Annotated in this window: 17 protein-coding genes and 3 rRNA genes; 8 read left to right on the top strand and 12 right to left on the bottom strand. The window is 68.0% G+C overall.

Annotated features, from left to right (window positions below; all coding sequences use genetic code 11):
* Nucleotides 1–39 precede the first annotated feature (39 nt).
* The 3 genes from EDD29_RS38230 to EDD29_RS38240 all read left to right on the top strand — a co-directional run bounded on the left by EDD29_RS38230 (nt 40) and on the right by EDD29_RS38240 (nt 3,694).
* Nucleotides 40–1,554, top strand: coding sequence for an arylsulfatase (locus EDD29_RS38230; RefSeq protein WP_123669066.1), 1,515 nt, complete (start codon nt 40–42; stop codon nt 1,552–1,554).
* A gap of 110 nt (nt 1,555–1,664) precedes the next feature.
* Nucleotides 1,665–2,522, top strand: coding sequence for a sulfotransferase family protein (locus EDD29_RS38235; protein WP_123669067.1), 858 nt, complete (start codon nt 1,665–1,667; stop codon nt 2,520–2,522).
* Between the two features lie 170 nt (nt 2,523–2,692).
* The gene (locus EDD29_RS38240; protein WP_123669068.1) at nt 2,693–3,694 is read left to right on the top strand and encodes a glycosyltransferase; all 1,002 of its coding nucleotides are present in this window, start codon (nt 2,693–2,695) and stop codon (nt 3,692–3,694) included.
* Here the strand turns inward: EDD29_RS38240 and EDD29_RS38245 are convergent.
* Nucleotides 3,606–4,241 (bottom strand): HD domain-containing protein, encoded by a 636-nt coding sequence (locus tag EDD29_RS38245; protein WP_246053214.1) that lies wholly within the window; start codon nt 4,239–4,241, stop codon nt 3,606–3,608. The two genes, EDD29_RS38240 and EDD29_RS38245, sit on opposite strands and share 89 nt — an antisense overlap.
* A 30-nt stretch (nt 4,242–4,271) precedes the next feature.
* Between EDD29_RS38245 and EDD29_RS38250 the strand changes: the two genes are divergently transcribed.
* Together EDD29_RS38250 and EDD29_RS38255 are read left to right on the top strand one after the other, a co-directional pair.
* Complete coding sequence (locus EDD29_RS38250) at nt 4,272–4,790, top strand: SRPBCC family protein (protein WP_123669069.1); 519 nt, start codon at nt 4,272–4,274, stop codon at nt 4,788–4,790.
* 132 nt (nt 4,791–4,922) lie between these two features.
* Nucleotides 4,923–7,301, top strand: a complete 2,379-nt coding sequence (locus tag EDD29_RS38255; protein WP_246053215.1) for a HelD family protein — start codon at nt 4,923–4,925, stop codon at nt 7,299–7,301.
* Nucleotides 7,302–7,450: 149 nt separating this feature from the next.
* Here EDD29_RS38255 and rrf read toward each other — a convergent pair.
* The 9 genes from rrf to EDD29_RS47930 form a co-directional block, all read right to left on the bottom strand.
* A 5S ribosomal RNA gene (gene rrf / locus EDD29_RS38260) occupies nt 7,451–7,567 on the bottom strand.
* Nucleotides 7,568–7,699: 132 nt separating this feature from the next.
* Nucleotides 7,700–10,808 (bottom strand): 23S ribosomal RNA (locus EDD29_RS38265).
* A 417-nt stretch (nt 10,809–11,225) separates the two neighbouring features.
* A 16S ribosomal RNA gene (locus EDD29_RS38270) occupies nt 11,226–12,736 on the bottom strand.
* Together the 16S, 23S and 5S rRNA genes form the textbook arrangement of a ribosomal RNA operon.
* 646 nt (nt 12,737–13,382) lie before the next feature.
* On the bottom strand, nt 13,383–14,252 hold the full coding sequence (locus EDD29_RS38275; protein WP_425454999.1) for a glycosyltransferase family 2 protein: 870 nt from the start codon (nt 14,250–14,252) through the stop codon (nt 13,383–13,385).
* A gap of 97 nt (nt 14,253–14,349) precedes the next feature.
* Nucleotides 14,350–15,276, bottom strand: a complete 927-nt coding sequence (locus EDD29_RS38280) for a CDP-alcohol phosphatidyltransferase family protein (RefSeq protein WP_123670946.1) — start codon at nt 15,274–15,276, stop codon at nt 14,350–14,352.
* Nucleotide 15,277: 1 nt separating this feature from the next.
* Complete coding sequence (locus EDD29_RS38285; RefSeq protein WP_123669070.1) at nt 15,278–16,333, bottom strand: iron-containing alcohol dehydrogenase family protein; 1,056 nt, start codon at nt 16,331–16,333, stop codon at nt 15,278–15,280.
* Between the two features lie 5 nt (nt 16,334–16,338).
* Nucleotides 16,339–17,082: a phosphocholine cytidylyltransferase family protein gene (locus EDD29_RS38290; protein ID WP_123669071.1), complete on the bottom strand. Its 744-nt coding sequence runs from the start codon at nt 17,080–17,082 to the stop codon at nt 16,339–16,341.
* A complete protein-coding gene (locus EDD29_RS47925) occupies nt 17,079–17,735 on the bottom strand; it encodes a DUF5941 domain-containing protein (RefSeq protein WP_123669072.1) in 657 nt (218 codons plus the stop codon). The genes EDD29_RS38290 and EDD29_RS47925 overlap by 4 nt, the downstream gene beginning before the upstream one ends.
* Nucleotides 17,732–19,333, bottom strand: a complete 1,602-nt coding sequence (locus EDD29_RS47930; protein WP_123669073.1) for a CDP-alcohol phosphatidyltransferase family protein — start codon at nt 19,331–19,333, stop codon at nt 17,732–17,734. The genes EDD29_RS47925 and EDD29_RS47930 overlap by 4 nt, the downstream gene beginning before the upstream one ends.
* Nucleotides 19,334–19,414: 81 nt before the next feature.
* Here EDD29_RS47930 and ispD point away from each other — a divergent pair, with 81 nt between their 5' ends.
* Complete coding sequence (gene ispD / locus EDD29_RS38305) at nt 19,415–20,131, top strand: 2-C-methyl-D-erythritol 4-phosphate cytidylyltransferase (protein ID WP_123669074.1); 717 nt, start codon at nt 19,415–19,417, stop codon at nt 20,129–20,131.
* Between the two features lie 4 nt (nt 20,132–20,135).
* Here the strand turns inward: ispD and EDD29_RS38310 are convergent, their stop codons facing one another.
* Entirely contained in the window at nt 20,136–21,707 is a 1,572-nt protein-coding gene (locus tag EDD29_RS38310) for an LCP family protein (protein ID WP_123669075.1), read from the bottom strand.
* A gap of 134 nt (nt 21,708–21,841) precedes the next feature.
* Here EDD29_RS38310 and EDD29_RS38315 point away from each other — a divergent pair, with 134 nt between their 5' ends.
* Nucleotides 21,842–22,858, top strand: a complete 1,017-nt coding sequence (locus EDD29_RS38315; RefSeq protein WP_123669076.1) for a glycosyltransferase family 2 protein — start codon at nt 21,842–21,844, stop codon at nt 22,856–22,858.
* Between the two features lie 78 nt (nt 22,859–22,936).
* Here the strand turns inward: EDD29_RS38315 and EDD29_RS38320 are convergent, their stop codons facing one another.
* Complete coding sequence (locus EDD29_RS38320) at nt 22,937–24,253, bottom strand: UDP-glucose dehydrogenase family protein (protein WP_123669077.1); 1,317 nt, start codon at nt 24,251–24,253, stop codon at nt 22,937–22,939.
* Nucleotides 24,254–24,296: 43 nt separating this feature from the next.
* Between EDD29_RS38320 and EDD29_RS38325 the strand changes: the two genes are divergently transcribed.
* Nucleotides 24,297–25,466, top strand: a complete 1,170-nt coding sequence (locus EDD29_RS38325) for an acyl-CoA dehydrogenase (protein WP_123669078.1) — start codon at nt 24,297–24,299, stop codon at nt 25,464–25,466.
* The last annotated feature ends 269 nt before the right edge of the window (nt 25,467–25,735 follow it).

Here is a 25,735-nt window from a genome sequence, read left to right on the forward strand (position 1 = left end):
GCTGCCTGCGGTCCCCCACTCTCCCCCAGGAGCCATCTCTTGACTGACAGGCGTCGCTTCCTGTTCGGCGCGGGCGTTCTGGCCGCGGGCTCAGCCGCCTGCGCGGTCTGGCCGTCCCAGAACGACGGGTCCGCCACGCCCCGGCTGGCCGCGCCCGAACAGCCGCCCAGCTCACCGCACGGCGACCTCGCCGAGGTCGAGCCGATGGGCGACGTGGCCCAGCGCGGCCCGGTGGCCGGCAAGCCGAACTTCGTCGTCATCCTCGCCGACGACCTGGGCTGGGGCCAGCTCGGCGCCTACGGCCAGACGAAGATCAACACACCCCGGCTCGACCAGCTGGCGAACGAGGGCCTGCGCTTCACCGACGCCTACGCGCCCGCGCCCGTCTGCGCGCCGTCCCGGGCCTCGATGCTCACCGGACTGCACGCCGGGCACAACCCCGTCCGGCGCAACCCGCCGAAGGAGGGCGAGCTGCCCCTCCCGGCCGGCACCCGCACCATCGGCGACGTGCTCCAGTCCGTCGGCTACAAGACGGGCATGTTCGGCAAGTGGGGCTTCGGCCGGAACGCCGGCGACGAGGGCAGCCACCCCAACGCGCGCGGTTTCGGCGAGTTCTTCGGGTACATGACCCACCACGCGGCCAAGAGCTACTATCCGCGCTTCCTGTGGGACAACCGCAACAAGGTGAACCTGCCGGGCAACTTCGACGACTACGGCGCCCTGTACGGCCCGGACCTGATCATGGACCGCGCGCTCGGGTTCGTCGAGGAGAACAAGGACGACCCGTTCCTGCTGCTCCTCACACTCCCGCTGCCGCACGCCCCTTCGGTGATCAGCGATCTCGGCGCCTACGGCAACAAGCCCTGGAACCCGGCGAACAAGACCCACGCCGCCCAGGTCACCCGGCTCGACTCCTACGTCGGGCTGCTGGTCGACACCCTCAAGCGGAACGGCCTCGACGAGAACACCATCGTGATCTTCACGGGCGACAACGGCGCGCACGAGGAGAACGGCGTCGAGCCCGCCTTCTTCAACGCGGGCGGCCCGTTCAAGGGGCTCAAGCGCAACCTGTACGAGGGCGGCATCCGGACCCCGTTCATCGTCTGGTCGCCCAAGCTGCTGGCCAAGACCGTCCGCAAGCGCACCACCCACCCGACGGCCCACTACGACCTCATGGCCACGATGGCCGACTACGCGGGCGCCAAGGCCCCCACGAACGACGGCTACTCGCTGCGCAAGGTCTTCAACGGCAGCGCGGGCGCTCCGACGCACGAGTACCTGTACTGGCTGCGGCTGCACGCCGGCTCGACCAAGACCCACCGGGCACTGGAGCACGGCCGGGGCAGGCAGTGCTCTGCCGCGGTCCGCTTCGGGCAGTGGAAGCTGATCGGCTGGGCTCCGGGCCGCGAGTACAGCGCGCCCAACGGCAAGTGGGTCTACGAGCTGTACGACCTCAACAAGGACCCGGGCGAGAAGAAAAACCTCGTCAAGAGCCACCCCGCGATCGTCAACCGCGGTGTTCGCTACATCCGGCAGTCGTGGCGAGCTCCATAATGGGCTCGAGGTTGCCTGTTTCTCAGTTAATATTCAGCAACAATAGTCCAGATTGGCAAGGTTCGTCGCTATCGTCTCCTGCGAACCGCCAACGACCCGGGACATGAGGGATGCAGGAAGCACAGCGCAGCACCGCCGTCAAGCGGGCCATCCGCCGCCGTACCGAACACCTCGCGGAGGCGCTTCGACCGCCGGGCGTCAAGCCCAAGCGCCGCGTCGAGGTCCCCTCCCGCAGGAACGGTGCGAAGCGGCTCGTCCCGTCTCCCGTTTTCGTGCTCTCCTCCCAGCGGTCCGGATCGACCCTGCTGCGAGTGATCCTCAACAGCCACACCCAGATCCGGGCACCCCACGAACTGCACCTGAGGACCCTCAAGGTCGAGCCCAGCCGTGAGTTCTCCGACGACGTCATGGGCGCGCTCGGCCTCACCCGCAAGGAGCTCGAGCACCTCCTGTGGGACCGGATCCTCCACCACGAGATGGAGCGCAGCCACGCCAGCGTGATCGTCGACAAGACCCCGGCGAACGCGCTGATCTGGCGCCGTGTCCACAGCGCCTGGCCCAAGGCCCGGTACATCTTCCTGCTCCGGCACCCCCAGTCGGTCGTCGAGTCGGTGATGAACCGCCGCAAGGGCGCCGACCTCGACGCCGTCGTCCAGGAGACGTACAACTACGTCGCCGGCGTCGAAGAGGCCCGCCAGAACCTCGACGGCGTCACCGTCAGGTACGAGGACCTCACCGCCGACCCCGAGCGGGAGACCAAGCGGATCTGCGAATACCTCGGCCTCCCCTGGGAAGCCGGGATGGTCGACTACGGATCCCAGGACCACGGCCCGATCAAGCCGGTCTTCGGCGACTGGAGCGCCAACATCAAGTCCGGCAAGGTCCAGGCCGCCCGCCCCCTCCCCACCGTCGACACCATCGACCCCAAGCTCCTCGACATCGTCAAGGCCTGGGGATATCTGGACTAGCACGACCCCGCATTCGACCACGGCCCCGTCACCCCTCCCGGGTGGCGGGGCCGCAGTCTTGCCAGTCGCCCGCAAGGTGCCTTGTGGCGTTCACTCTGTGTACATCCCCGCTGGTCACGATGCCGATGTAAGGAACTTCATCGGATCGCGGGAGATCAGGAGGCAGTCCCATGCGGGTCTGCGTCTGCACCGTCGGCCACCACCCCGAGGACGCGCGGATTCTGCACCGGCAGATCCGGGCGCTGCTCGACGGAGGCCACCGGGTCACGTACATCGCGCCGTTCCGGGCGCACCGCGCCACACCGTGGCGGGAGATCACCCCCGTCGACGTGCCGCTGCGGGCGCACCGGTTCCACACGCTGAGGCACGCGCGGCGGGCCCTGGCCGAACGGGCCCGGCACACCGATCTCTACCTGCTGCACGATCCGGAGCTGCGCAGGGCGGTCCCGCGCGGGGTCCCCGCGGTCCTCGGCGGCCGGTTCCCGACGCTGACGCCCGTCCCTGCCGAGCCGCCACGGCCCCCGGACGACCCCCGGGTCGTCCGCCTCGGCAGGCTGTCCAGGACCGGAGGCGCGGCGGAGATCATCGAGACGGCCAGGGGCCTGGCCGAGCACGGGATCGCGGTCGAGCTGATCGGGGCCGCCGACGAGGACGTCAGGCCGCTGCTGCGCGACGCCGTCCGCGAGGGGGCGCTGCGCTGGTACGGGTTCGTGCCGAACGACCGGGCACTGCGGATCGTCTCCGGCGCGTCGGCGGCCCTCGGCCCGCTGCGGCCCGCCCGGCCCGTCACCAGTGAGGTGCCCGCCCCGGTCCTGGAGTACCTGGCCCACGGCGTCCCCGTGATCGCCGGGCCCGACCCCGCCGCCGCCTACCTGCTGGAGGAGACGGGCGCGGGCCTGATCGTGCCGAACCCCGCCGCGGCGATCCAGGCCGTGCTGCGGCTGCGGGCCGACGCCGCCCTGCGCTCGGACATGGCCCGCCGCGGCCACCGGGCCGCCGCCGCCCGCTTCGCCTGGGCGGACGCCGCCCCTGCCTTCCTGGCCGCCCTGGAGGCCGCCGCAGACGGCACCGGCACCGCCGTCGTCAGCGCAGATGGGCGAATCGCCGCGCCCACGCCGCGAACCACGGCCCGTAGAACGGCGCGCCCTCCGCGAGCGGCATCACATAGGTGACGGTCTCCGCGTAGTACCTGCGCTGAAAGTCCAGCGGCATCCGGTCCAGCGTCGCGACATTGCTCGCCCGGTCCGCCAGCTTCACCGCGATCACCTGCGGCGGTGCTTCCCGCAGCCGCCGCAGGTAGGCGACCTTGCCCGTCCGCTTCTCCCGCTTGCTCGCCGCCGGGGGCTTGGTCAGCCAGTCCACGTACTCGGCGACGACGGGCCCGAACTCCGCCTCCAGATCGGCGATCGTCGCCGCGGTGTCCTCGGCCGTGTCGTGCAGCAGCGCGGCGGCCAGGACCTGGGGATCACGCTCGCCCGCCCCGATGGCGAGCACCTCGAGCGCCTCGAACAGATGGACGGTGTAGGGCTCGCCCGTCGGCCTCAGCTGGCCGCCGTGCCAGCGCGCGGCGGCCTCGGCGGCCCGGCTGACGAGGTCGAGGCCCTCGGGGTCCAGGAGCTCGGCGAGTTCGGGCGCGACGTCGGCCCAGCTCCGCCAGGCGCCGGGCACCTCACGCGGAGAGCCGGGCTCGGCGGGGTCGCTCGGGTGGTCGGTGTTCACGGATTCACCGTAGTGCGGGAGGATCGGCCCATGGGAGCTGAGACCGGAGCCGAACGGGAATGGGTCGCCGAGGAGAGCGTGCTGATAGACGCCTCCCCCGAGACGGTCTTCGCCGCGGTGTCCGATCCCCGCCAGGTCGTCCGCTGGTCGCCCGAGGTGTTCCGGGTCTGGGTCCGCGACGAGCCGATCGAGGAGTTCAGCAGGTTCGTCGGATTCAACCGGCGCGGCCCCTTCGTCTGGTTCACCAACTGCGAGGTCACCGTCCACGACCCGGAGAGGGTCTTCGCCTTCCGCGTCATGTCCTTCGGCATGGAGGTCGCCCTGTGGGGCTACCGCCTCGAACCCGTCGGCTCCGGCACCCGCCTCACCGAGTACTGGCAGGACCTCCGCCGCGGCAGCCGCACCGCCCCCCTCGTCTCCCTCCTCGGCCGCGTCTTCACCGGCACCCCGCCCGCCCGCCGCGCCGCCCTCAACCGCGCCGGCATGCGCACCACCCTCACCGGGATCAAGGCGGCCCTGGAGACCCCCGCGGACCGGCCCTCCACCTGAACACCCCCGACCGCCTAAGCTGCATAGGATGCGCGCTCGCGGAGCGGGCGAGGCCGAAGTGGCAGGGCCGGGGATCTCAGGCTCCCGAAGACCACCGCGCCGGAGGCGCGGCACAGCGAATCAGGAGAAGCATTGTCGACCGAAGTGGGCGGGCCGGGCGCCGGACCCGCGTCCGGGCCGGGCGCGGGGCAGGTCAAAGACGCGGAGATCGCCGCGGAGCAGACCCGGGTCGACGCCGCCTACGTCCGGCTCGGCGAGATGCGGAGCGAGGCCGAGCACATGCTGCGGGAGGGCTTCCGGCAGGCGCAGGCCGGGACCCGCAGTTCACTGGTCGACCGGGACGCGATGGTCTACCAGGCGTCACTGCGCGCCCAGGCGCTGAACATCGCCGACGACGGGCTCGTCTTCGGCCGGCTCGACCTGGGCGTCAAGGCGGCGGCCGCCACCGTCGAGGCGCCTGAAGGGGCCGAGGACAAGGCGTCCGAACGGAACGGTCCGCTTTACATCGGCAGGGTGGGCGTCCGCACCCGCGACCACGAGTCCCTCGTCATCGACTGGCGCGCCCCCGCCGCCGAGGCGTTCTACCGCGCGACCCCCGAGGACCCGCGCGACGTCATCCGCCGCCGGGTCCTGCACTCGCGCGGCCACCGCGTCATCGACATCGAGGACGACCTCCTGCAGCCCGCGCGCGCCGACGGCCTCACCGTCGTCGGCGACGGCGCGTTCCTCGCGTCCCTCGCCCGCACCCGCGAAGGCGCGATGCGCGACATCGTCGCCACGATCCAGCGCGAGCAGGACGTCATCATCCGCGCCCCCGCCGACGGCACGGTCATCGTGCGCGGCGGGCCCGGCACCGGAAAGACCGCGGTCGCCCTGCACCGGGTCGCCTATCTGCTCTTCCACCACCGCCGCAGGTTCGGCGGCCGCGGCGTCCTCATCGTCGGCCCCAACCAGCGGTTCACCGCCTACATCGAACGGGTCCTGCCGTCGCTCGGCGAGGGCTCGGCGGCGCTGCGCTCACTCGGCGACCTCGTCTCCGGCGTCGTCGCCACCCGGCACGACACCCCCGAGCTGAGCCGGATCAAGGGCGCGGGCGCGATGGCCGGGATCATGCGGCGCGCGGTCGGCGACCACCCGCCGGACGCCCCCGACCTCCTGACGGTCGTGCACGCGGGCGTCGTCGTCAGGCTCGACCGGCACCGGCTGGACAAGATCCGCCGCCAGATCCACCAGCGCGTCTCCGGCAGCGTCAACACCGCGCGCCGCAAGGTCGCCGAGACCCTCCTCGACGCCCTGTGGGACAGGTTCGTGGAGATCGGCGGCCTCGTCGACGCCCCCGGCATCAAGCGCGGCGAGTTCATCGCCAACGCCCGCGACCAGTTCGGCGACTTCCTCACCGCCTGGTGGCCGATCCGCACGCCCGGCGAGGTGCTGCGCGCGCTCGGCGACCCCGAGCGGCTGCGCGAGGCCGCCGGCCGCGACCTCTCCCCCGCCCAGATCGGCCGCCTCGCCGCGTCGTTCGCCCGCGAGGACGACTGGTCCTACCAGGACGTCGCGCTCCTCGACGAGATCGACGCGGTCCTCGGCCGGCCGCCGCGCGCCGCGGGCAAGGTCCGCGAGGACGACCCGTACGTGGTCGACGGCGTCAACATCCTCACCGGCGAGGAGGTCGCCGACTGGGAGCCGGAGTACCGCGAGCTGAGCACCTCCATCGAACGGTCCGAGCGGGCCCGCCGCGTCGACGACGAGGCCGAGGAGGCCACGGACTTCGGGCACGTCGTCGTGGACGAGGCCCAGGACCTGTCCCCGATGCAGTGGCGGATGCTCGGCCGCCGCGGTCGCCAGGCCACCTGGACCGTCGTGGAGGACCCCGCGCAGTCGGCATGGGAGGACCTCGCGGCGTCCCGGCAGGCCATGTCCGCGGCCCTCGGCATCGCCGAGGCCCCCGGCCACGGCCAGGCCCCGTCCCGCGGGCCCGGAGGACGCCGAGGCGGGCGCAACAGGCGCGGCGGGCCCTCCCGCACCCCGCGCCGTCCGCACCACGCCTACGAGCTCACCACGAACTACCGCAACTCCATCGAGATCGCCTCGGTCGCGACCCGCGTCCTCGCCAGGGCCGTGCCCGACGCGACCCCGGCGCGCGCCGTCCGGCGCAGCGGCCACGACGCGGTCATCGCCCTCCACCAGGACGCCGACCAGCCGACCCTCCTGCACGCCGCCCGCGACGCCGTCGTGGACCTCCTCGGCCAGGTCGAGGGCACCATCGGCGTGATCCTCCCGCTCGGCTGGCCCAAGGAGACCTGGGACGTCCCCGACCGCGTCCAGCTGCTCGACGTCCTCGAAGCCAAGGGCCTCGAATTCGACGCCGCGGTCCTGCTCTCCCCCGAAACCGTCGCCGCCCAATCCCCCACCGGCCTCCGCACCCTCTACGTGGCCGTCTCCCGAGCCACCCAACGCCTCACGGTCCTCACCACCGACCCTGAATGGGAAAAGCTCCTCGGCAACCGCTGACCGTCCCGTGTGCCCCCAGGCCCCTGGCCTGGGGGCACATTTCGCCTGCGGGACCCCTCCGGATATGCGGAGTGGCCCGGGAATGCAAGAATCCCCGGGGAATGCGGAAAGGCCCCGAACCTGTGGTTCGGGGCCTTTCCTCACAACAATTGCGGCGGTGTCCTACTCTCCCACACAGTCTCCCGTGCAGTACCATCGGCGCTGGAGGGCTTAACTTCCGGGTTCGAGATGGGACCGGGTGTTTCCCCTCCGCCATAACCGCCGCAAGCCTCAGCTCGCGGACACAAACGGTCAGCGAAAGTATTCTCTTTTTTTGGTGTTGCGGTTCGGCCGGCTGTTTTCCGGGAACCGCACAGGGACGCGAGCACACATGTTACGTCTTGCAGCATGGATGTGTTGTAGGCAAGTCACTCGGCCTATTAGTACCGGTCGACTCCACACCTTGCAGTGCTTCCATCTCCGGCCTATCAACCCAATAGTCTGTTGGGGGCCTTACCCACCGTAAGGTGGAGGGAGTCCTCATCTAGAGGCAGGTTTCCCGCTTAGATGCTTTCAGCGGTTATCCCTTCCGAACGTAGCCAACCAGCCGTGCCCTTGGCAGAACAACTGGCACACCAGAGGTCCGTCCGTCCCGGTCCTCTCGTACTAGGGACAGATCCTCGCAAGACTCCTACGCGCGCAGCGGATAGGGACCGAACTGTCTCGCGACGTTCTAAACCCAGCTCGCGTGCCGCTTTAATGGGCGAACAGCCCAACCCTTGGGACCTACTCCAGCCCCAGGATGCGACGAGCCGACATCGAGGTGCCAAACCATCCCGTCGATATGGACTCTTGGGGAAGATCAGCCTGTTATCCCCGGGGTACCTTTTAGCCGTTGAGCGACACCACTTCCACACGTAGGTGCCGGATCACTAGGCCCAGCTTTCGCTCCTGCTCGACCCGTCGGTCTCACAGTCAAGCTCCCTTGTGCCCTTGCACTCGCCACCTGATTACCAACCAGGCTGAGGGAACCTTTGGGCGCCTCCGTTACTCTTTGGGAGGCAACCGCCCCAGTTAAACTACCCACCAGGCACTGTCCCCCACCCCGATAAGGGGCGCGGGTTAGACATTCGAAACAACCAGAGTGGTATTTCACCAATGACTCCACCCGAACTAGCGTCCGGACTTCACAGTCTCCCACCTATCCTACACAAGCCATTCCAAACACCAATGCCAAGCTATAGTGAAGGTCCCGGGGTCTTTCCGTCCTGCTGCGCGTAACGAGCATCTTTACTCGTAGTGCAATTTCGCCGGGCCTGTGGTTGAGACAGCGGGGAAGTCGTTACGCCATTCGTGCAGGTCGGAACTTACCCGACAAGGAATTTCGCTACCTTAGGATGGTTATAGTTACCACCGCCGTTTACCGGCGCTTAGATTCTCAGCTTCGACCCTCACGGGTCTAACCGGTCCTCTTAACGTTCCGGCACCGGGCAGGCGTCAGTCCGTATACAGCGTCTTACGACTTCGCACGGACCTGTGTTTTTAGTAAACAGTCGCTTCCCCCTGGTATCTGCGACCCCGAACAGCTCAAGGAGCAAGTCCCATCACCATTCAAGGCCCCCCTTCTCCCAAAGTTACGGGGGCAATTTGCCGAGTTCCTTAACCACAGTTCACCCGATCGCCTTGGTATTCTCTACCTGACCACCTGAGTCGGTTTGGGGTACGGGCCGCCGGTACACTCACTAGAGGCTTTTCTCGGCAGCATGGGATCACTCACTTCGCCTAAAACGGCTCGGCATCAGATCTCAGGCACATGAGAGACGGATTTGCCTATCTCTCGCCCTACATCCTTACCCCGGGACGACCATCGCCCGGGCTGAGCTACCCTCCTGCGTCACCCCATCGCTCACCTACTACCCGATCAGGTCCCGGACTAGCCCACATCCCCTTCACCCGAAGGATCCAGAGAGGGATTCGCGCGGTTAGTATCACGAGGTTCAGCGTTGGCGCGTACCAGCGGGTACGGGAATATCAACCCGTTGTCCATCGATTACGCCTGTCGGCCTCACCTTAGGTCCCGACTTACCCTGGGCGGATTAGCCTGCCCCAGGAACCCTTGGTCATCCGGCGGAGCAGTTTCTCACTGCTCATTCGCTACTCATGCCTGCATTCTCACTCGTACAGCCTCCACCACTAGCTCACGCTGCGGCTTCACCGGCTGCACGACGCTCCCCTACCCAACCAGCCATAAGACTGATTGCCACGACTTCGGCGGTGTGCTTGAGCCCCGCTACATTGTCGGCGCGGAATCACTTGACCAGTGAGCTATTACGCACTCTTTCAAGGGTGGCTGCTTCTAAGCCAACCTCCTGGTTGTCATCGCAACTCCACATCCTTTCCCACTTAGCACACGCTTAGGGGCCTTAGTCGATGATCTGGGCTGTTTCCCTCTCGACTACGAACCTTATCGCCCGCAGTCTCACTGCCGTACTCTCACTCACCGGCATTCGGAGTTTGGCTGACGTCAGTAACCTTGTAGGGCCCATCGGCCATCCAGTAGCTCTACCTCCGGCGAGAAACATACGACGCTGCACCTAAATGCATTTCGGGGAGAACCAGCTATCACGGAGTTTGATTGGCCTTTCACCCCTAACCACAGGTCATCCCCCAGGTTTTCAACCCTGGTGGGTTCGGTCCTCCACACCGTCTTACCGGCGCTTCAACCTGCCCATGGCTAGATCACTCCGCTTCGGGTCTACAGCATGCGACTAAAGTTCGCCCTATTCAGACTCGCTTTCGCTACGGCTCCCCCACACGGGTTAACCTCGCCACACACCATAACTCGCAGGCTCATTCTTCAAAAGGCACGCCATCACGGACAGCAGCAAAAGCCACTGGAGACGCTCTGACGGCTTGTAGGCACACGGTTTCAGGTACTATTTCACGACCCCTCACCGGGGCACTTTTCATCTTTCCCTCACGGTACTTGTCCGCTATCGGTCATCAGGGAGTATTCAGCCTTACCACGTGGTCGTGGCAGATTCACACGGAATTTCACGGGCTCCGTGCTACTCGGGAACACACCCAAGAGACCTCGCAATTTCGTCTACCGGACTCTCACCGTCTACGGTCGGCCTTCCCATGCCGTTCGACTACCACGAGATTTTGTAACTCTTTGCTACCCCAGCGGAGGCAACGGGATGGTCCCACAACCCCGACCGTGCAACGCCCGCCGGCTATCACACACGATCGGTTTAGGCTCTTCCGCTTTCGCTCACCACTACTCACGGAATCACTATTGTTTTCTCTTCCTGCGGGTACTGAGATGTTTCACTTCCCCGCGTTCCCACCAACCTGCCTATACATTCAGCAGGCGGCGACACCCCATGAAAGGTGCCAGGTTTCCCCATTCGGAAATCCCCGGATCAAAGTCTGGTTGCCGACTCCCCGAGGCATATCGCAGGCTCCCACGTCCTTCATCGGCTCCTGATGCCAAGACATCCACCGTATGCCCTTAAAAACTTGACCAAACACAATTGGCCCATACCAAGACATAGATGTGAACTGAAAAACTCTGCAGACACCGAACCCCAACGGGTCCGGCAACAGATATTTCAGGCTCTTAAATTGCTTTAAGATGCTCGCGTCCACTGTGCAGTTCTCAAAAAACAGACGGCTACCAGGCATCCGAAGAGAAACACTCTCTTCATCGGCCTGGCCCGTGTGATACCGAAGAAAACGGTCGCCCGTTTCTTCAGGACCCAACAGCGTGCTCAACAGGTCCAGACCCTCGATCGACCCCGTTCCACTCCGGGAGGCGAACCCCTCGGTTGTACTTGCGGAAGGACGATCAGTCCCTGCTGAATAGTCAGTGCTCCACGAACTAACGAGCAGCTCTATCTGCCGGACCTTGTGGCCCGGTCTGTTTGAGCTCGTGCTCCTTAGAAAGGAGGTGATCCAGCCGCACCTTCCGGTACGGCTACCTTGTTACGACTTCGTCCCAATCGCCGGCCCCACCTTCGACCGCTCCCTCCCTTGCGGGTTGGGCCACGGGCTTCGGGTGTTGCTGACTTTCGTGACGTGACGGGCGGTGTGTACAAGGCCCGGGAACGTATTCACCGCAGCGTTGCTGATCTGCGATTACTAGCGACTCCGACTTCATGGGGTCGAGTTGCAGACCCCAATCCGAACTGAGACCGGCTTTAAGGGATTCGCTCCACCTTGCGGTATCGCAGCCCTCTGTACCGGCCATTGTAGCATGTTTGCAGCCCAAGACATAAGGGGCATGATGACTTGACGTCATCCCCACCTTCCTCCGAGTTGACCCCGGCAGTCTCCCATGAGTCCCCACCATTACGTGCTGGCAACATGGAACGAGGGTTGCGCTCGTTGCGGGACTTAACCCAACATCTCACGACACGAGCTGACGACAGCCATGCACCACCTGTCACCGGCCCAAAAGGACCCCGCATCTCTGCGAGTTTTCCGGCGATGTCAAGCCTTGGTAAGGTTCTTCGCGTTGCGTCGAATTAAGCAACATGCTCCGCCGCTTGTGCGGGCCCCCGTCAATTCCTTTGAGTTTTAGCCTTGCGGCCGTACTCCCCAGGCGGGGCGCTTAATGCGTTAGCTGCGGCGCGGAAACCGTGGAAGGTCCCCACACCTAGCGCCCAACGTTTACGGCGTGGACTACCAGGGTATCTAATCCTGTTCGCTCCCCACGCTTTCGCTCCTCAGCGTCAGTACAGGCCCAGAGAACCGCCTTCGCCACCGGTGTTCCTCCCGATATCTGCGCATTTCACCGCTACACCGGGAATTCCGTTCTCCCCTACCTGCCTCTAGCCTGCCCGTATCGGATGCAGACCCACGGTTAAGCCGTGGGCTTTCACACCCGACGCGACAAGCCGCCTACGAGCTCTTTACGCCCAATAATTCCGGACAACGCTTGCGCCCTACGTATTACCGCGGCTGCTGGCACGTAGTTAGCCGGCGCTTCTTCTGCAGGTACCGTCTTGATTCGTCCCTGCTGAAAGCGGTTTACAACCCGAAGGCCGTCATCCCGCACGCGGCGTCGCTGCATCAGGGTTTCCCCCATTGTGCAATATTCCCCACTGCTGCCTCCCGTAGGAGTCTGGGCCGTGTCTCAGTCCCAGTGTGGCCGGTCGCCCTCTCAGGCCGGCTACCCGTCGTCGCCTTGGTGGGCCACTACCCCACCAACAAGCTGATAGGCCGCGAGCCCATCCCCAACCGAAAAACTTTCCACACCAACCGATGCCGATCGGTGTCGTATCCGGTATTAGACCCAGTTTCCCGGGCTTATCCCAGAGTCGGGGGCAGGTTGCTCACGTGTTACTCACCCGTTCGCCGCTCGAGTACCCCGAAGGGCCTTTCCGCTCGACTTGCATGTGTTAAGCACGCCGCCAGCGTTCGTCCTGAGCCAGGATCAAACTCTCCATTAAGGTCTACCGACCCGAAGCAAGCTCCGAGCCAAACCTAAAGGTGTTGAAACTGGCAAGAACAAGGTCTTGGCTGACCTTGTCATTTGCCTCAAAGAAATCCTCAGACGAGGATGACCAGAACCGAAGTCCTGGCCTAATTTGGCACTGACTTTTAGCACGCTGTTGAGTTCTCAAGAAACGGACTCGCAGTTCGTTCCGCGCCTTTCGGCGTTTCCCTCGCTGCGATGTTTCTAATTTAGCAGATCCGCGCTGGCTGTCAAATTCAGCCGGTTTCCGCTGTGCCATTAAAAAGAGGCAATGCAGTAGCAGGGCTTCTCTTTTCTGGCGATTTACCCACCGGCCGGCCGCCCCGATCTTTCGACCGCTTCGCGTCCCGCACCCGGTTGGGCACAAGAGAGAACTCTACGCTCTCCCCTGGAGTCCGTCAAACCAAACCTGCGAACCGGTTCTGGATCCCAGCGGGATTCCGAGGCCTTGTCGCGGTTCGTCAGCCTTTCGGCGTCTGACGCGTCCGGCCAACTTACCCCACCCCCACGGTGCTCGCGCCCGGAACGCCGGGATCCCCCCGCCTCCGTGGCCGGGAAACGACGGAGCCGGGCCGCGCCTTCCGGAGAAGGCGCGGCCCGGCTCGTCAGAAAGGTCCGGCTCAGATGATCGGCGGACGCCCGGCCCTGGTCATCCGCCACGCGGCGCCCCAGCTGATGGGCCGGCGCGGTCCCGCGTCGGTCTTCCACCCCTCTGCGAAGCCCTTGAACCAGGGCTTCAGCGCGGCGGGCTTCCGCTCCCGCACCACGGTCATGCCGACCCACACACCCAGATAGGTCATCCCGATCGGCCACGGCAGGTTCCGCCTCGCCAGCCAGACGCGGTTGCGCGCGTTGTACCGGTAGAAGCTCGCGTGCCTGGTCGCCAGGGTCGCCGGGTGGCACATGACGGACTCGGCGTCGTAGACGATCCGGTATCCGGCGTTGATGGCCTGCCAGGCGAGGTCGGTCTCCTCGTGCGCGAAGAAGAAGTTCTCCGGAAGGCCGCCGCCCGCCTCGAACGCGCTCTTGCGCATCGCGGACGCGCCGCCGAGGAAGGTCGTCACCTCGGAGGAGCGCTCGGGGTCGCCCGCGCGCAGCCTGGGCACATGGCGCCGCTGCCCCGGCCCGCCTTCGGGGTCCTTCACCTGGAAGGAGACGATCCCGAGCTTCGGGTCCTCGGCGAACATCCGCTCCAGCCGCAGCCCGAGGTCGAGGGACGGGTAGTACCCGTCGTCGTCGAGGAACACGATGATGTCCCCCTTGGCCTCCCGGACGCCGTAGTTGCGCCCGGCCGGCACGCCGAGGTTCTCCGGCAGCGGGAAGGTCCGGATCCGGTCGTCGGCGATCGGCGCCGCCCAGTCACCCGGGACGCCGTTGCCGACGAGGACGATCTCGACCTCGACGCCCTCCTGGTCGAGGGCGCTGCGCAGTGACCGGTCGAGTTCGACCGGGCGGTTCCCCATCGTCAGTACGACGAACGAGAGCGTCACCGGACACCCCTCCCTTCTCCCGGCCCGGACATCGCCGGGCCCTTGCTCCAAGCGCCTGCGCGCCCGTTCTTTCAGATGCCGGTTCCGGCCGCCGCGCCTACTTCAGCCGCCGCGACGCGACGATGCTCACGAAGTGCAGCAGAGTCTGCACCACGGCGACGGCGAAGACCGCGACGGTCAGTCCGCGTGTCACCGACCAGATGGGGCTGCCGAAGCCGATGGACAGCGTGCTGCCGTAGGCCTCGTTGCTGACGATGTCGACTCCGTTGGGCGCCTCTTCGTAGGGCGCGTAGCCGAACCACCCGAGCGAGTCGGGCACGTCGGGCAGCCCCAGCACCTTGTCGAGGATCGCCGCGACGAGGATCAGCAGTGACAGTTCGATCGCGCCGATGATCCGGTGGAACTTCAGCAGCGAGGCCGCCTGGCGGGCCAGCGCGAGCCACGTGGAGGTGGGCCGCAGCGCCCGGTCGCCGCCTTCAGGGTCGGCCGGCAACCCGGCCTTGGCCCGCGCGACGACCACGTTGTCCGTCTCGGCCTTGATCAGCGCGGCGCCCAGTGCGGCGGCGACGCCCAGCGTCACCCACCAGCCGCCCTCCGCGAAGATCCATCCGGCCTGGGCCTGGGCTCGGAAGCCGAGGCCGATGAGGATGGAGACCTCGGAGAAGTAGTGCCCGAGCCGGTCGAGGAAGACCCCGGTGATCGAGGTGCGTCCGGTGACCCGCGCGGCTTCGCCGTCCGAGCAGTCCAGCACCAGGTACAGCTGGACGAGCACCACGCCGACGACGGCGCTCGCGATCCCCGTCCCGACGCCGAACACGACGCCCGCGCCGATCCCGCACAGGATCATCAGGTACGTCATCTGGTTCGGCGACAGCCCCATCCGCAGGAGCAGCCACGTCAGGTACGGGGAGACCGAGCGGGCGTACAGCCGGCCCGCCCAGTGCTCCTCGTTGCGGCGTTCCTTCAGGCCGGGGGGCTGGCCCTTCTCGCGGATCTCCTTGAGGGAGTAGCTCCTGGCAGGCATGTCAGCTACCGAACTCCTGAACGTACTTGTGCACGGCCGCGAGGATCTCGTCCTCGGGAAGGTTCAGGTACTCCAGGACGGTGTACCGGCCCGGCCGGGTGGAGGGGGCGAACGCGACGGCCTCGGCGAACTGCTCGGCCGACAGGCCCACGTGCTTGCAGGTGAGCGGGAGCCTGTGCCGGTCGAGGCAGTCGGCGACGATCCGGACCCGGGAGGGGTCCTCGCCGAGGTACTCGCGGCGCAGGTAGTGGCAGAACAGGGCGCCGATCCCGGCGAGTTCGCCATGGTTGCCGGTGCCGGGGAACAGCCGGTCGATGGCGTGCAGGATCTCGTGGTCCCCGCCCGAGGCGGGCTGCGACGAGCCGGCGAACGACATGGCCATGCCGGACAGGACGAGTCCTTCGGCGAGGACCGTGAGGAACGCGTCGGACTCGATCGAGGAGGGCTGGTAGATCAGCGCCTCGGCGGCGGTCCGCGCGACGGTCAGGGCGAGCCGGTCGATGGGCTCGCCCGTCTCGGCGTGCGCCAGCTCCCAGTCGGCGACCGCCGACAGGTTGCTCACCACGTCGCCGACACCGGAGCGGACGAGCTGTTCGGGGGCGGCCCGCACGTAGTCGAGGTCGACGATCATCGCGATCGGCATGACCACGCCGAAGGAGCCCTTGCCCTTCTCGTGCTCCAGCGACGCGACGGGCGAGCAGATCCCGTCGTGCGAGAGGTTCGTGGCGACCGAGACCATGGGGATCCCGGCGAGGGTCGCGGCGTACTTGGTGGCGTCGATGGTCTTGCCGCCGCCGATCGCCACGACCGCCTCGTAGGTGCCGCCGCGCAGCTGGCTGCCGAGCTGGACCGCCGCGTCGACGGTCCCGCCGGGCACCCGGAAGACCTCGCAGTCGGCCAGCGAGGGCCGCACGTCCGCGGCGATGGCGTCGCCCTGGCCGGGGCCGACGGCGACCGCGACGCGGCCCTCGGTGGCTATCCGCCGGTCGGCGAGCAGCTCGCCGAGGGACGCGATCGCCCCGCGCCGCACGTCGATCGACAGCGGCGCGGTCAGCATCCGCGTCAGTAGTGGCACGCGATCTCCCTGGCCTTGGCGAGGTCGTCGTGGTTGTCGACCTCGACCCAGGAGACGTCGCCGATCGGGGCCACCGCGATGGCGTTGCCCCGGTTGACGAACTCCTGGTAGCCGTCCTCGTAGTAGAGGTCGGGGTCCTTCTCGAAGGTGGCCTTCAGGGAGTCGGCGAGCGCCTCGGCGACCTCGGGCTCCAGGAGGGTCGCGCCGATGTACTCACCGGCCGCGTCCGACGGGTCCATGAGCTTGGTGATCCGCTCGAGGGTGCCCTCGGCCGAGAGGATGACCTTCATCTCCTCGTCGGCGAGCTTCTTGACGTCGTCGACGGCCAGCAGGATGCCGGGGCTGCGGCCCGCCTCGCGGGCGGCCAGCAGGGTCTTCTCGACCGAGACGGGGTGGACGGTGTCGCCGTTGACCATGAGGACGCCCTTGGCGAAGTGCTCGCGGGCCAGCCACATGGAGTAGGCGTTGTTCCACTCCTCGGCCTTGTCGTTGTGGACCAGGGTGATGGTGACGCCGTACTTGGCTTCCAGCTCGGCCTTGCGCTCCTCGACGGCGCCCGCGCAGTAGCCGACCACGATGACGATCTCCGTCAGGCCGACCTCGCTGAGGTTCTTCAGCGAGATGTCCATGATCGTGGTGTCACCGTCGACGGGCACCAGCGCCTTCGGCAGGGTGTCGGTGTACGGGCGGAGCCGACGCCCCGCGCCCGCCGCCAGAATCATGCCGATCATGCGCCGGCCTCCTCTTCCAAATCGATTTCTGCGCCCTTGCCGGTCCGTTTGTCGGTCTCGACCCAGGTGCGCACGGATTCCCAGCCGAACAGGACGCCCAGATAGAGCGCCAGCGCGGCGTAGACGGGGGTGGTGACGTCGAACACCGCGGCGATCGCGGCGATCAGCATCCGGCCGTCCCAGCCGAGGCCCGCCTGGAACACCCATTCGGGCGGCCACAGGCCCTGCCTGGTCCGGTAGACGGTGTCGTAGTGGTGGTAGACCAGCACCGCGAGCAGCGTGTAGACCAGCGGCTCCGGCACGTCCAGGGCGAACCCCAGGACGGCGAGGTAACCATACTCGATGGCCCTGATCAGGGGCGGGACGAGCCAGTCGAGGCGGCCGCCGTGCGGGTGCGTGGCCGAGGGTCCGGCCAGCAGCAGCAGCGAGACGGGCGCGAGCAGCGCGGGCAGTTCGCCGATTCCGGCGCCGAGGCTCAGCGCGACGACCGTGAGGACCGCGGCGACCAGGACCGGTGCGAGCGGCGGCAGCTGGCCGCGGGCGAGCTGGCCCAGCGCGCGGGCGATCGGGCCGTCGTCGCGGTAGGCGCGGAGTTCGGCGGCGCGCTTCTGGGCCCGCAGTTCTGCGGCCTCGGTGGCGGTGGCGGCGGTCATGCGAGGGACCTCAGGATCCGTCCGGACAGGGTGTAGGCCGCGGCGAGGCCGCCCCAGGCGAGCAGGGCCAGGAAGGTCACCTTGGCGTCGAAGAAGGCCGCCGTCAGGGCGATCAGGGCGAAGCGCTCACCGATCGGCAGAATGATGATCTTCTTGCCCCAGCGGGCGCCGGGGATGTTCTCCAGGGCCGCGGAGGCGCGGACCGCGAGCATGCCGAGGCCCTTGCGGGGCGCGGCGTGCCGGGAGGCGGCGGGGGCCGGGTCGAGCAGGCTGTCGTCGGGGACGTCGAGCGGCAGTTCGCGGATCGGCGCGGGCGGGACCGAACCCTTGTGCACGGCGAAGCTGAAGTCGACCATGTGCCGGCAGGTCTGGAGGATGATCACCGCGCAGGCCAGGCCCCAGACGTCGCCCACGTGGGTGGCGCCGTAGCCGACGGCCAGGCCCGCGTACGCCAGGTACTCCTTGCCCCGGTCGAAGGTGGCGTCGAGCCAGGCCCCGAGGGTGGAGTACTGCCGGGTGTAGCGGGCGACCTGCCCGTCGACGCAGTCGAAGACGAACGCGAAGTACAGCAGGACGGCGCCGAGGACGAGGCCGAGCCTTGATCCGTCGGCGAACCAGAGCGCGGCGATCGCCGCCGTGCCCATGGAGATGCACGTGACGGCGTTGGGGGTGAGCCCCCTGCGGGCCGCCCAGCGCGCTATGTAGCGGGAGTAGGTGGAGACGAAGTAGGTGGTGAACCAGCCGTCGTCGCCCTTGACCGCGGCGTCCAGCCGGACCCTGTCCTCGTCGATCGCCTCGACGGCCTCGCGGGCCGCCGCGGCCTGGGCGGCGTCCAGCGCGCGCTCGCAGACCAGGACGTCGACGTTGCGCGCGGTGACCCGGATCCCGGCGCGGACCAGGCCGACCAGGACGAGCGCCGCGGTGTCGGGTTCGGCGGGCGCCGTCGTGCCGAGGTCTCGATGCTGGCGGACGGCCTTGTCGAGCTCGTCGCGCGCGGTGTTGTCGACGAAGACGTCGAGGCTCTTCCCGCGCTCCCGGCCGAGCACCCGGACGGGCTCGACCTCGGGCAGCATGTCGACGAGCATGGTCAGCCGCTCGCACACGTCGGCGAGCGCCTCGCTCTCGACGATCTTGAGCAGCCCGCGGAACACCCCGTCGGGGTCGGTGACCTGGTGGTAGCGCGAGCCGGCGGACACCACCCTGCGGCCCGCGATCCGGACGGCCGGGCGGCTGCCGGAGACCGGCTGCTTGGCCGTGACCGCGGTGGTGGTCTTGTCGCGGACGAGCCGGGTGAGGAGCTCGTCGCTCACCACGAGGTCGCCGTGCGCGATCACCATCTCGCCCTTGGCCCGTGCCAGTCTGCCGACCTCTCGCAGGTCGCCCGCCACGTCGGCGGATTCGATGATCTCAAGGCCCCGAGCATCGGCCCCGTTCTTGCGCAGCACCTCAGCGGCCCGCGGCCGTGCTATCACACGCACGTCCGCTACCTTGAGTGCCGCCAGTTGTCCTAGCAGCCGGTCGAGCAGAGTCGTCCCGGCTGAGTAGTCCAGCTCGGCTGTCGGGTCGCCCGGCTCGGTGGCCAGCACCACGAACGTCACCCGCAGCCTCCAACACACGGCAGGTAGTCCGGAAAGCCCCCAGCCTAGTGGGTGAACGGGACAGAAACGGAGGAGTACCAGGTGAAAACAGCAGGCGTCATCCTGGCGGGCGGAATCGGACAGCGGGTCGGCGCGGGCATCCCCAAGCAGCTCATCCGGGTCGGCGGGCGTCCTCTCCTGGCCTATCCGATCCGGACTTTCGCCTCTTTTCCCGGTCTCGATCAAGTGATCGTCGTCATGGCGAGCGGGCATCTGGAGGCCGCCGAGGAGCTGTGCGCGCCGCACGGTGTCCGGGTGGTCGAGGGCGGCGACACCCGCACGGCCTCGACGCTCAAGGCGATGGAGGTCCTCGCCGGCGCGCCGGACGAGACCCGGGTGCTCTTCCACGACGCGGCCCGCGCGTTCGTCGGCCACGCGGTGATCGACAGGTGCCTCGCGGCGCTGGAGACGCACGAGTCCGTCGCGGTCGCGCTGCCCGTCACCGACACGGTCGTCGCGGTCGAGGGCGGGCTGGTCGCCGACATGCCGCCGCGCTCGACCCTCGCCCGGTTCCAGACCCCCCAGGGCTTCCGACTCGGCACCCTGCGCCGCGCGTACGCGCGCGCTCTGGCGGACCCGGCCTTCGTCGCCACGGACGACTGCGGCGTCGTGCACCGGTACCTGCCCGACGTGCCGATCACCGTGGTGGAGGGCGACGAAGGGCTGCTCAAGGTGACGACGCCGCTCGACCTCGTCGTGGCCGAGCACCTCGCCGCGCAGTACCAGGCGGCCGAGCGGGCGGCCGGCGAGGACGCCTAGGGCCTCAGGCCTTGCAGAGGTTGTCGGAGGCGGTGCGGGTCTCGACCTTCGCCGCCTCGGCGCCGGGGATCTCGACCTCCTTGGGCTTGGCCCAGGCCGATCCGACGACGACTTCGAGCCCCGTGCCCAGCGCCTCGACCTTCTGGAGCTTGGCGAACGGGATCGAGGCGGCCAGGGTGCGGGCCGAATCGGCGCGCGCGGGCCCGTACCGGATCACCGTGGACCTGGTGTCCTTGCGCTGCACCACCCCGATCACCCACGAAGCCCGGAACCCGGCCTTGACCAGTCCGTCCGTGGCGTTGCGCGCCAGCCCGACGGTGCCGACGCCGTTGCGGACGACCACGCTGACGTCCTTCGGCGCGACGGTCAGCGGCTTGGCCGTCGAGGTCGGGGTGACCACGGGTTCGACCGCGGGCTCGTCGTCGTCGATCCGCTGGAACATCCGGTCTGCCGCGGTGTCGTCCCAGATCACGACGGACTGGGTGACCCCGCCGAGCTGGGCCGTCCCGGCCGGATCGTCCAGCGGGACCTTGGCGAAGCGGACATTGCCGAGGGAGACGTCCTTGAACTGCCCGGCATAGGCGTCGAGGTTCTTCTTGAGGTCGGAGTCGACCCGCACCGACTCCAGCAGCGCGCCGAGCACCTTGGGGCCGCTGCCCGGGTCCTTGAGCTTGCCCAGCACGGTGCTGAGCAGCGCGGACAGGAACTCCTGCTGGCGCTGCATCCGGCCGATGTCCTCGCCGAGTCCGTGCCGGACCCGGGCGAACGCCAGCGCGGTCGCGCCGTCGACGTGGTGGGTGCCCGCGGTGAGCTTGAGGCCGCTCGCCTTGTCGTCGATCGGCTGCGGGGTGCAGATCTGGACGCCCCCGACGGCGTCGACGACCTTGAGGAACCCGGCGAAGTCGACCTCGACGTAGTGGTCGACCCGCATGCCGGTGGCGTCCTCGACGGTGTCCTTCATCAGCTGGGCGCCGCCGAACGCGTAGGCCCAGGTGAGCTTGCCCTGCTGGGCGCCGATCCGCTTGCCGTCGCCGTCCTTGTGCGCGGGGATCGTGACGAGGGTGTCGCGCGGAAGGCTGACGATCGTGACCTCGTCGTGGTCCGCCGAGACGTGCACCATCATCATGGTGTCGGAGCGGGCCCCGGCCTCTTTGCCCAGGTGCAGGCGCTTGATGTCCTTGGCGCTCATGCCGTCGCGCTTGTCGACCCCGGCGAGCAGGATGTTCATGGCGCCGCGCGGCGCGCCGCCCGCCATGTCGAGGTCGAGGGTCTGGACCTTGCCCTTGAAGTACTCCTGGAACGCCCATCCGGCGCCGGATCCGGCGAGGACCAGGGCCGAGGCGGCCGCGGTGACCGCCACGAGGCGGCGCCGGCGCACGGCGGCCCTCGCGGAGACCGCGCCGCGGGCGCGACGGCCACCGGAGCGGGGCGGCGCGACCGCGACCTTCTGGGCTCGGTCGTCGTCCACCGCGACCGCGTCCCAGCTGCCGCTGTCGTCGGCCACCGGGCCGCCGGGGCCTTCCGCGCCCGCGGGGCGCGGGCGGAAGAACTGCTCGACCGGGTCGTCGTCGGCCATGCGAAGCCCCCTCCACACGCGTCTTCCCACCCGACGGCGCCGCCCGTTGATCGTGCCGCCTTCGACCCCGTTGGGCGAAAGGACCGCCCATACTGGCCTGTGGACCTGGCTGGATACGTTACCGTGGCGCCGTCATGAATCTGCCTCTCCACGCTGACGGCGAGCCGCGCACTACGTGGCCCGCCGTGTCCGTCGTCATGCCGGTGCTCAATGAGGAACGCCACCTCGCCGACGCCGTGCGCCACATCATGGCCCAGGACTACCCCGGTGAGCTGGAGCTGGTCCTCGCGCTCGGCCCCTCCCGGGACAAGACCGACAGGATCGCCGCGGCCCTCGCGCAGACCGATCCCCGGATCGTCGTCACGCGCAACCCCACGGGGCGCACCCCCAACGGGCTGAACATCGCGATCAAGGCGTCCCAGTACTCGATCATCGTCCGGGTCGACGGGCACTCACTGCTGCCCGCGAACTATGTCCGCATCGCCGTCCAGACCATGGACTCCCACGGCGCCGACAACGTCGGCGGACTGATGGACGCCCAGGGCGTCACCGCCTTCGAGAAGGCCGTCGCCCGTGCGATGACCTCGAAATTCGGGGTCGGGAACGCCAGGTTCCACACCGGCGGCGAGGCGGGCGAAGTCGAGACCGTCTACCTCGGCACGTTCCGGCGCAGCGCGCTGGAACGGGTCGGCGGGTACGACGAGACCTTCGTCCGGGCCCAGGACTGGGAGATGAACCATCGGATCCGCCAGTCCGGCGGCAAGATCTGGTTCACGCCCGAGATGCGGGTCACCTACCGGCCACGGCCCAACCTGAAGACGCTGGCCACCCAGTTCTTCTACACCGGGCGGTGGCGGCGGGTCGTCGGCCGCGAGCACCAGGGCACGCTGAACTTGCGCTACCTGGCGCCTCCCCTGGCCGTCCTCGGGATCTTGGCCGGGACCGTCGCAGGGCTGTTCGGGTTCTGGCCCGGGTGGATCCTGCCGGTCGGCTACTTCCTGGCGATCCCGGTCGGCGGGACCGTCATGACCGCCCAGGGACTGCCGGTGAAGGCGAAGCTGCTCCTGCCGTTCGTCTACGCGACGATGCACATCTCCTGGGGGCTCGGCTTCCTGACCAGCCCGCCCGGCCTCGGCATCACCAAGGACTGACCCCCCGGCCCCTACTAAACAAGGCCCCTACTGACAAAAGGACCGGACGCCTCGGGCGTCCGGTCCTTTTCCGCTCGTTCACGGGCGGCCGAGCGCCTTGTACGTCCAGCCCGCGGCCCGCCAGACCTCGGCGTCGAGGGCGTTGCGGCCGTCGACCACGTTGCGGGCGGCGACGAGGGAGCCGAGCATCTCGGGGTCGAGGTCCCGGAACTCCTGCCACTCGGTGAGCAGCAGGACGATGTCGCTGCCCTGGGCGGCCTCCAGGGCGGAGGCCCCGAAGCTGAGGGTCGGCTGGACCTTGCGGGCGTTGTCGAGCGCCTGAGGGTCGTAGACGGTGACGTCGGCGCCCTCCTCCCTGATCGCCGCGGCGACGTCGAGGGCCGGCGAGTCACGGACGTCGTCGGAGTTCGGCTTGAACGCGGCGCCGAGCACGCAGACCTTGCGGCCCTGGAACGATCCGTTCAGCAGGGCGCGGGCGAGATCGACCATCCGGAGGCGGCGGCGGATGTTGATCGCGTCGACCTCGCGCAGGAACGACAGGGCCTGGTCGACGCCCAGCTCGTCGGCGCGGGCCATGAACGCGCGGATGTCCTTGGGCAGGCAGCCGCCGCCGAAGCCGAGGCCGGGACCGAGGAACTTGGCGCCGATCCGGTCGTCGAAGGCGAGGGCCTTGGACAGCATCGTCACGTCGGCGCCTGTGGCCTCGCATACCTCGGCCATCGCGTTGATGAAGGAGATCTTGGTCGCGAGGAACGCGTTCGCCGAGACCTTGACGAGTTCGGCCGTCGGGAAGTCCACGGTGAGGAAAGGGATGCCCTCGGCGATCTGGTGCGTGTAGACCTCGCGCAGGACCTCCTCGGCCCGCGCGGACCGCACGCCGACGACGATCCGGTCGGGGTGCAGGGTGTCCTGGACGGCGAAGCCCTCGCGCAGGAACTCGGGGTTCCACGCCAGCGCCACGTCCGGGGAAGGAGCGAGGTCGGCGAGTTTGGCGGCGAGCCTGTCCGCGGTGCCCACCGGGACCGTCGACTTGCCCACGATGAGGCACTCGCGGGTCAGCAGGGGCGCGAGCGCGGAGAACGCGGCGTCGAGGTGGGACACGTCCGCGGCGTAGTCGCCCTTCTGCTGGGGCGTGCCCACGCAGACGAAGTGCACGTCACCGAATTCGGCGATCTCCGCGTAGGAGGTGGTGAACCTCAGTCGTCCGGACGCCAGGTTCCGCTGGAGCACCTCGGGCAGGCCGGGCTCGTAGAACGGGAGATCCCCCGCCGCGAGCCGATCCACCCGGTCGGGCAGGACATCGAGCGCCAGTACTTCGTACCCCAAATCGGCCATGCACGCGGCATGCGTCGTGCCGAGGTACCCGGCACCGATGACCGTGAGCTTCAGAGCCACCGACCTTCTCCTTAAGAAATTTACCGACGGGTAGCATGCTTTTATGAGCAGCGACTTCCCCGCCTACGCACCGACCGAGGAGCACGAGCTCCTGCGGCGGACCGTACGCGAACTCGCCGACGCCAAGATCGCCCCGTTCGCGGCGGAGGTCGACGAGCAGGCGCGGTTCCCCCAGGAGGCGCTGGACGCCCTCAGGGAGAACGACCTTCAGGCCGTCCACGTCCCCGAGGCCTACGGAGGCAACGGGGCGGACGCGCTCGCCACGGTGATCGTGATCGAGGAGGTCGCCCGCGCGTGCGGCTCATCCTCTCTCATTCCCGCCGTCAACAAGCTCGGCACGGTCCCCGTGCTCTTGTCCGGCTCCGAAGAACTGAAGAAACGTTACCTGGCCCCTGTGGCCCAGGGCGAAGCCATGTTCTCGTACGCGCTCTCGGAGGCGGAAGCGGGGTCCGACGCCGCGGGCATGAAGACCCGTGCCGTCCGCGACGGCGACCACTACGTCCTCAACGGCGCCAAGATGTGGATCACGAACGCCGGTGTGTCGGAGTACTACACGGTCATGGCCGTGACGGACGCGTCGGCCGGGGCCCGTGGGATCTCCGCGTTCGTCGTGGAGAAGGCAGACCCGGGCGTGTCCTTCGGGCCGAAGGAGCGGAAACTCGGCATCAAAGGTTCACCCACTCGTCAGGTGATCCTGGAGGACGTCCGGATCCCGGCCTCGCGCATGATCGGCGCCGAGGGCACCGGATTCAAGACCGCGCTGGCGACCCTCGACCACACCCGCATCACCATCGCCGCCCAGGCGCTCGGCCTCGCCCAGGGCGCCCTCGACTACGCGATCGGGTACGTCAAGGAGCGCAAGCAGTTCGGCAAGGCCATCGGCGACTTCCAGGGCGTCCAGTTCATGATCGCCGACATGGCCATGCGCCTTGAGGCCGCCCGCCAGCTCACCTACCACGCGGCCATCAAGTCCGAACGCGCCATGCACGGCGAGACCGTCCCGGACCTCACCTTCGTCTCCTCGGCCTGCAAATGCCTGGCCTCCGACGTCGCCATGGACGTCACCACCGACGCCGTCCAGCTCCTCGGCGGCTACGGCTACACCTCCGATTTCCCCGTCGAACGCATGATGCGCGACGCCAAGATCACCCAGATCTACGAGGGCACCAACCAGATCCAGCGCATGGTCATGGCCCGCCAGCTCCTCAAATAGCCGGCGCGGCACATTCAAAGGGGGCCTCTCCAGTTCGGAGAGGCCCCCTTTCCCACGTCCAGGCCGCTTCGGCGGGCCATCGACCTCCTGGGGCGGCACGGTCGGCCATCCCGCAAAGCCCGCGCCCGGTCCAGCGAGAACACCGGCTCTTCAGGCGTCCTGGCATGGCCGCCCATTGCGGAGGATGATCCTTTGGGGATCGCAGGGGAATTGTCGGTGCTGGTGGGGGGCGGTGGGTGGACAAATTTCTGGGAATTGTCGATTTACGA

It is taken from the genome of Actinocorallia herbida (assembly GCF_003751225.1).
Classification (GTDB): domain Bacteria; phylum Actinomycetota; class Actinomycetes; order Streptosporangiales; family Streptosporangiaceae; genus Actinocorallia; species Actinocorallia herbida.

What these genes read in the sequence shown, in the direction of transcription:
- EDD29_RS38235 (WP_123669067.1), top strand. Translation starts at nt 1,665, where the DNA reads ATGCAGGAAGCACAGCGCAGCACCGCCGTCAAGCGGGCCATCCGCCGC.
- EDD29_RS38240 (WP_123669068.1), top strand. Translation starts at nt 2,693, where the DNA reads ATGCGGGTCTGCGTCTGCACCGTCGGCCACCACCCCGAGGACGCGCGG.
- EDD29_RS38250 (WP_123669069.1), top strand. Translation starts at nt 4,272, where the DNA reads ATGGGAGCTGAGACCGGAGCCGAACGGGAATGGGTCGCCGAGGAGAGC.
- EDD29_RS38280 (WP_123670946.1), bottom strand. Translation starts at nt 15,276, where the DNA reads ATGCCTGCCAGGAGCTACTCCCTCAAGGAGATCCGCGAGAAGGGCCAG.
- EDD29_RS38285 (WP_123669070.1), bottom strand. Translation starts at nt 16,333, where the DNA reads ATGCTGACCGCGCCGCTGTCGATCGACGTGCGGCGCGGGGCGATCGCG.
- EDD29_RS38290 (WP_123669071.1), bottom strand. Translation starts at nt 17,082, where the DNA reads ATGATCGGCATGATTCTGGCGGCGGGCGCGGGGCGTCGGCTCCGCCCG.
- EDD29_RS47925 (WP_123669072.1), bottom strand. Translation starts at nt 17,735, where the DNA reads ATGACCGCCGCCACCGCCACCGAGGCCGCAGAACTGCGGGCCCAGAAG.
- EDD29_RS38310 (WP_123669075.1), bottom strand. Translation starts at nt 21,707, where the DNA reads ATGGCCGACGACGACCCGGTCGAGCAGTTCTTCCGCCCGCGCCCCGCG.
- EDD29_RS38315 (WP_123669076.1), top strand. Translation starts at nt 21,842, where the DNA reads ATGAATCTGCCTCTCCACGCTGACGGCGAGCCGCGCACTACGTGGCCC.
- EDD29_RS38325 (WP_123669078.1), top strand. Translation starts at nt 24,297, where the DNA reads ATGAGCAGCGACTTCCCCGCCTACGCACCGACCGAGGAGCACGAGCTC.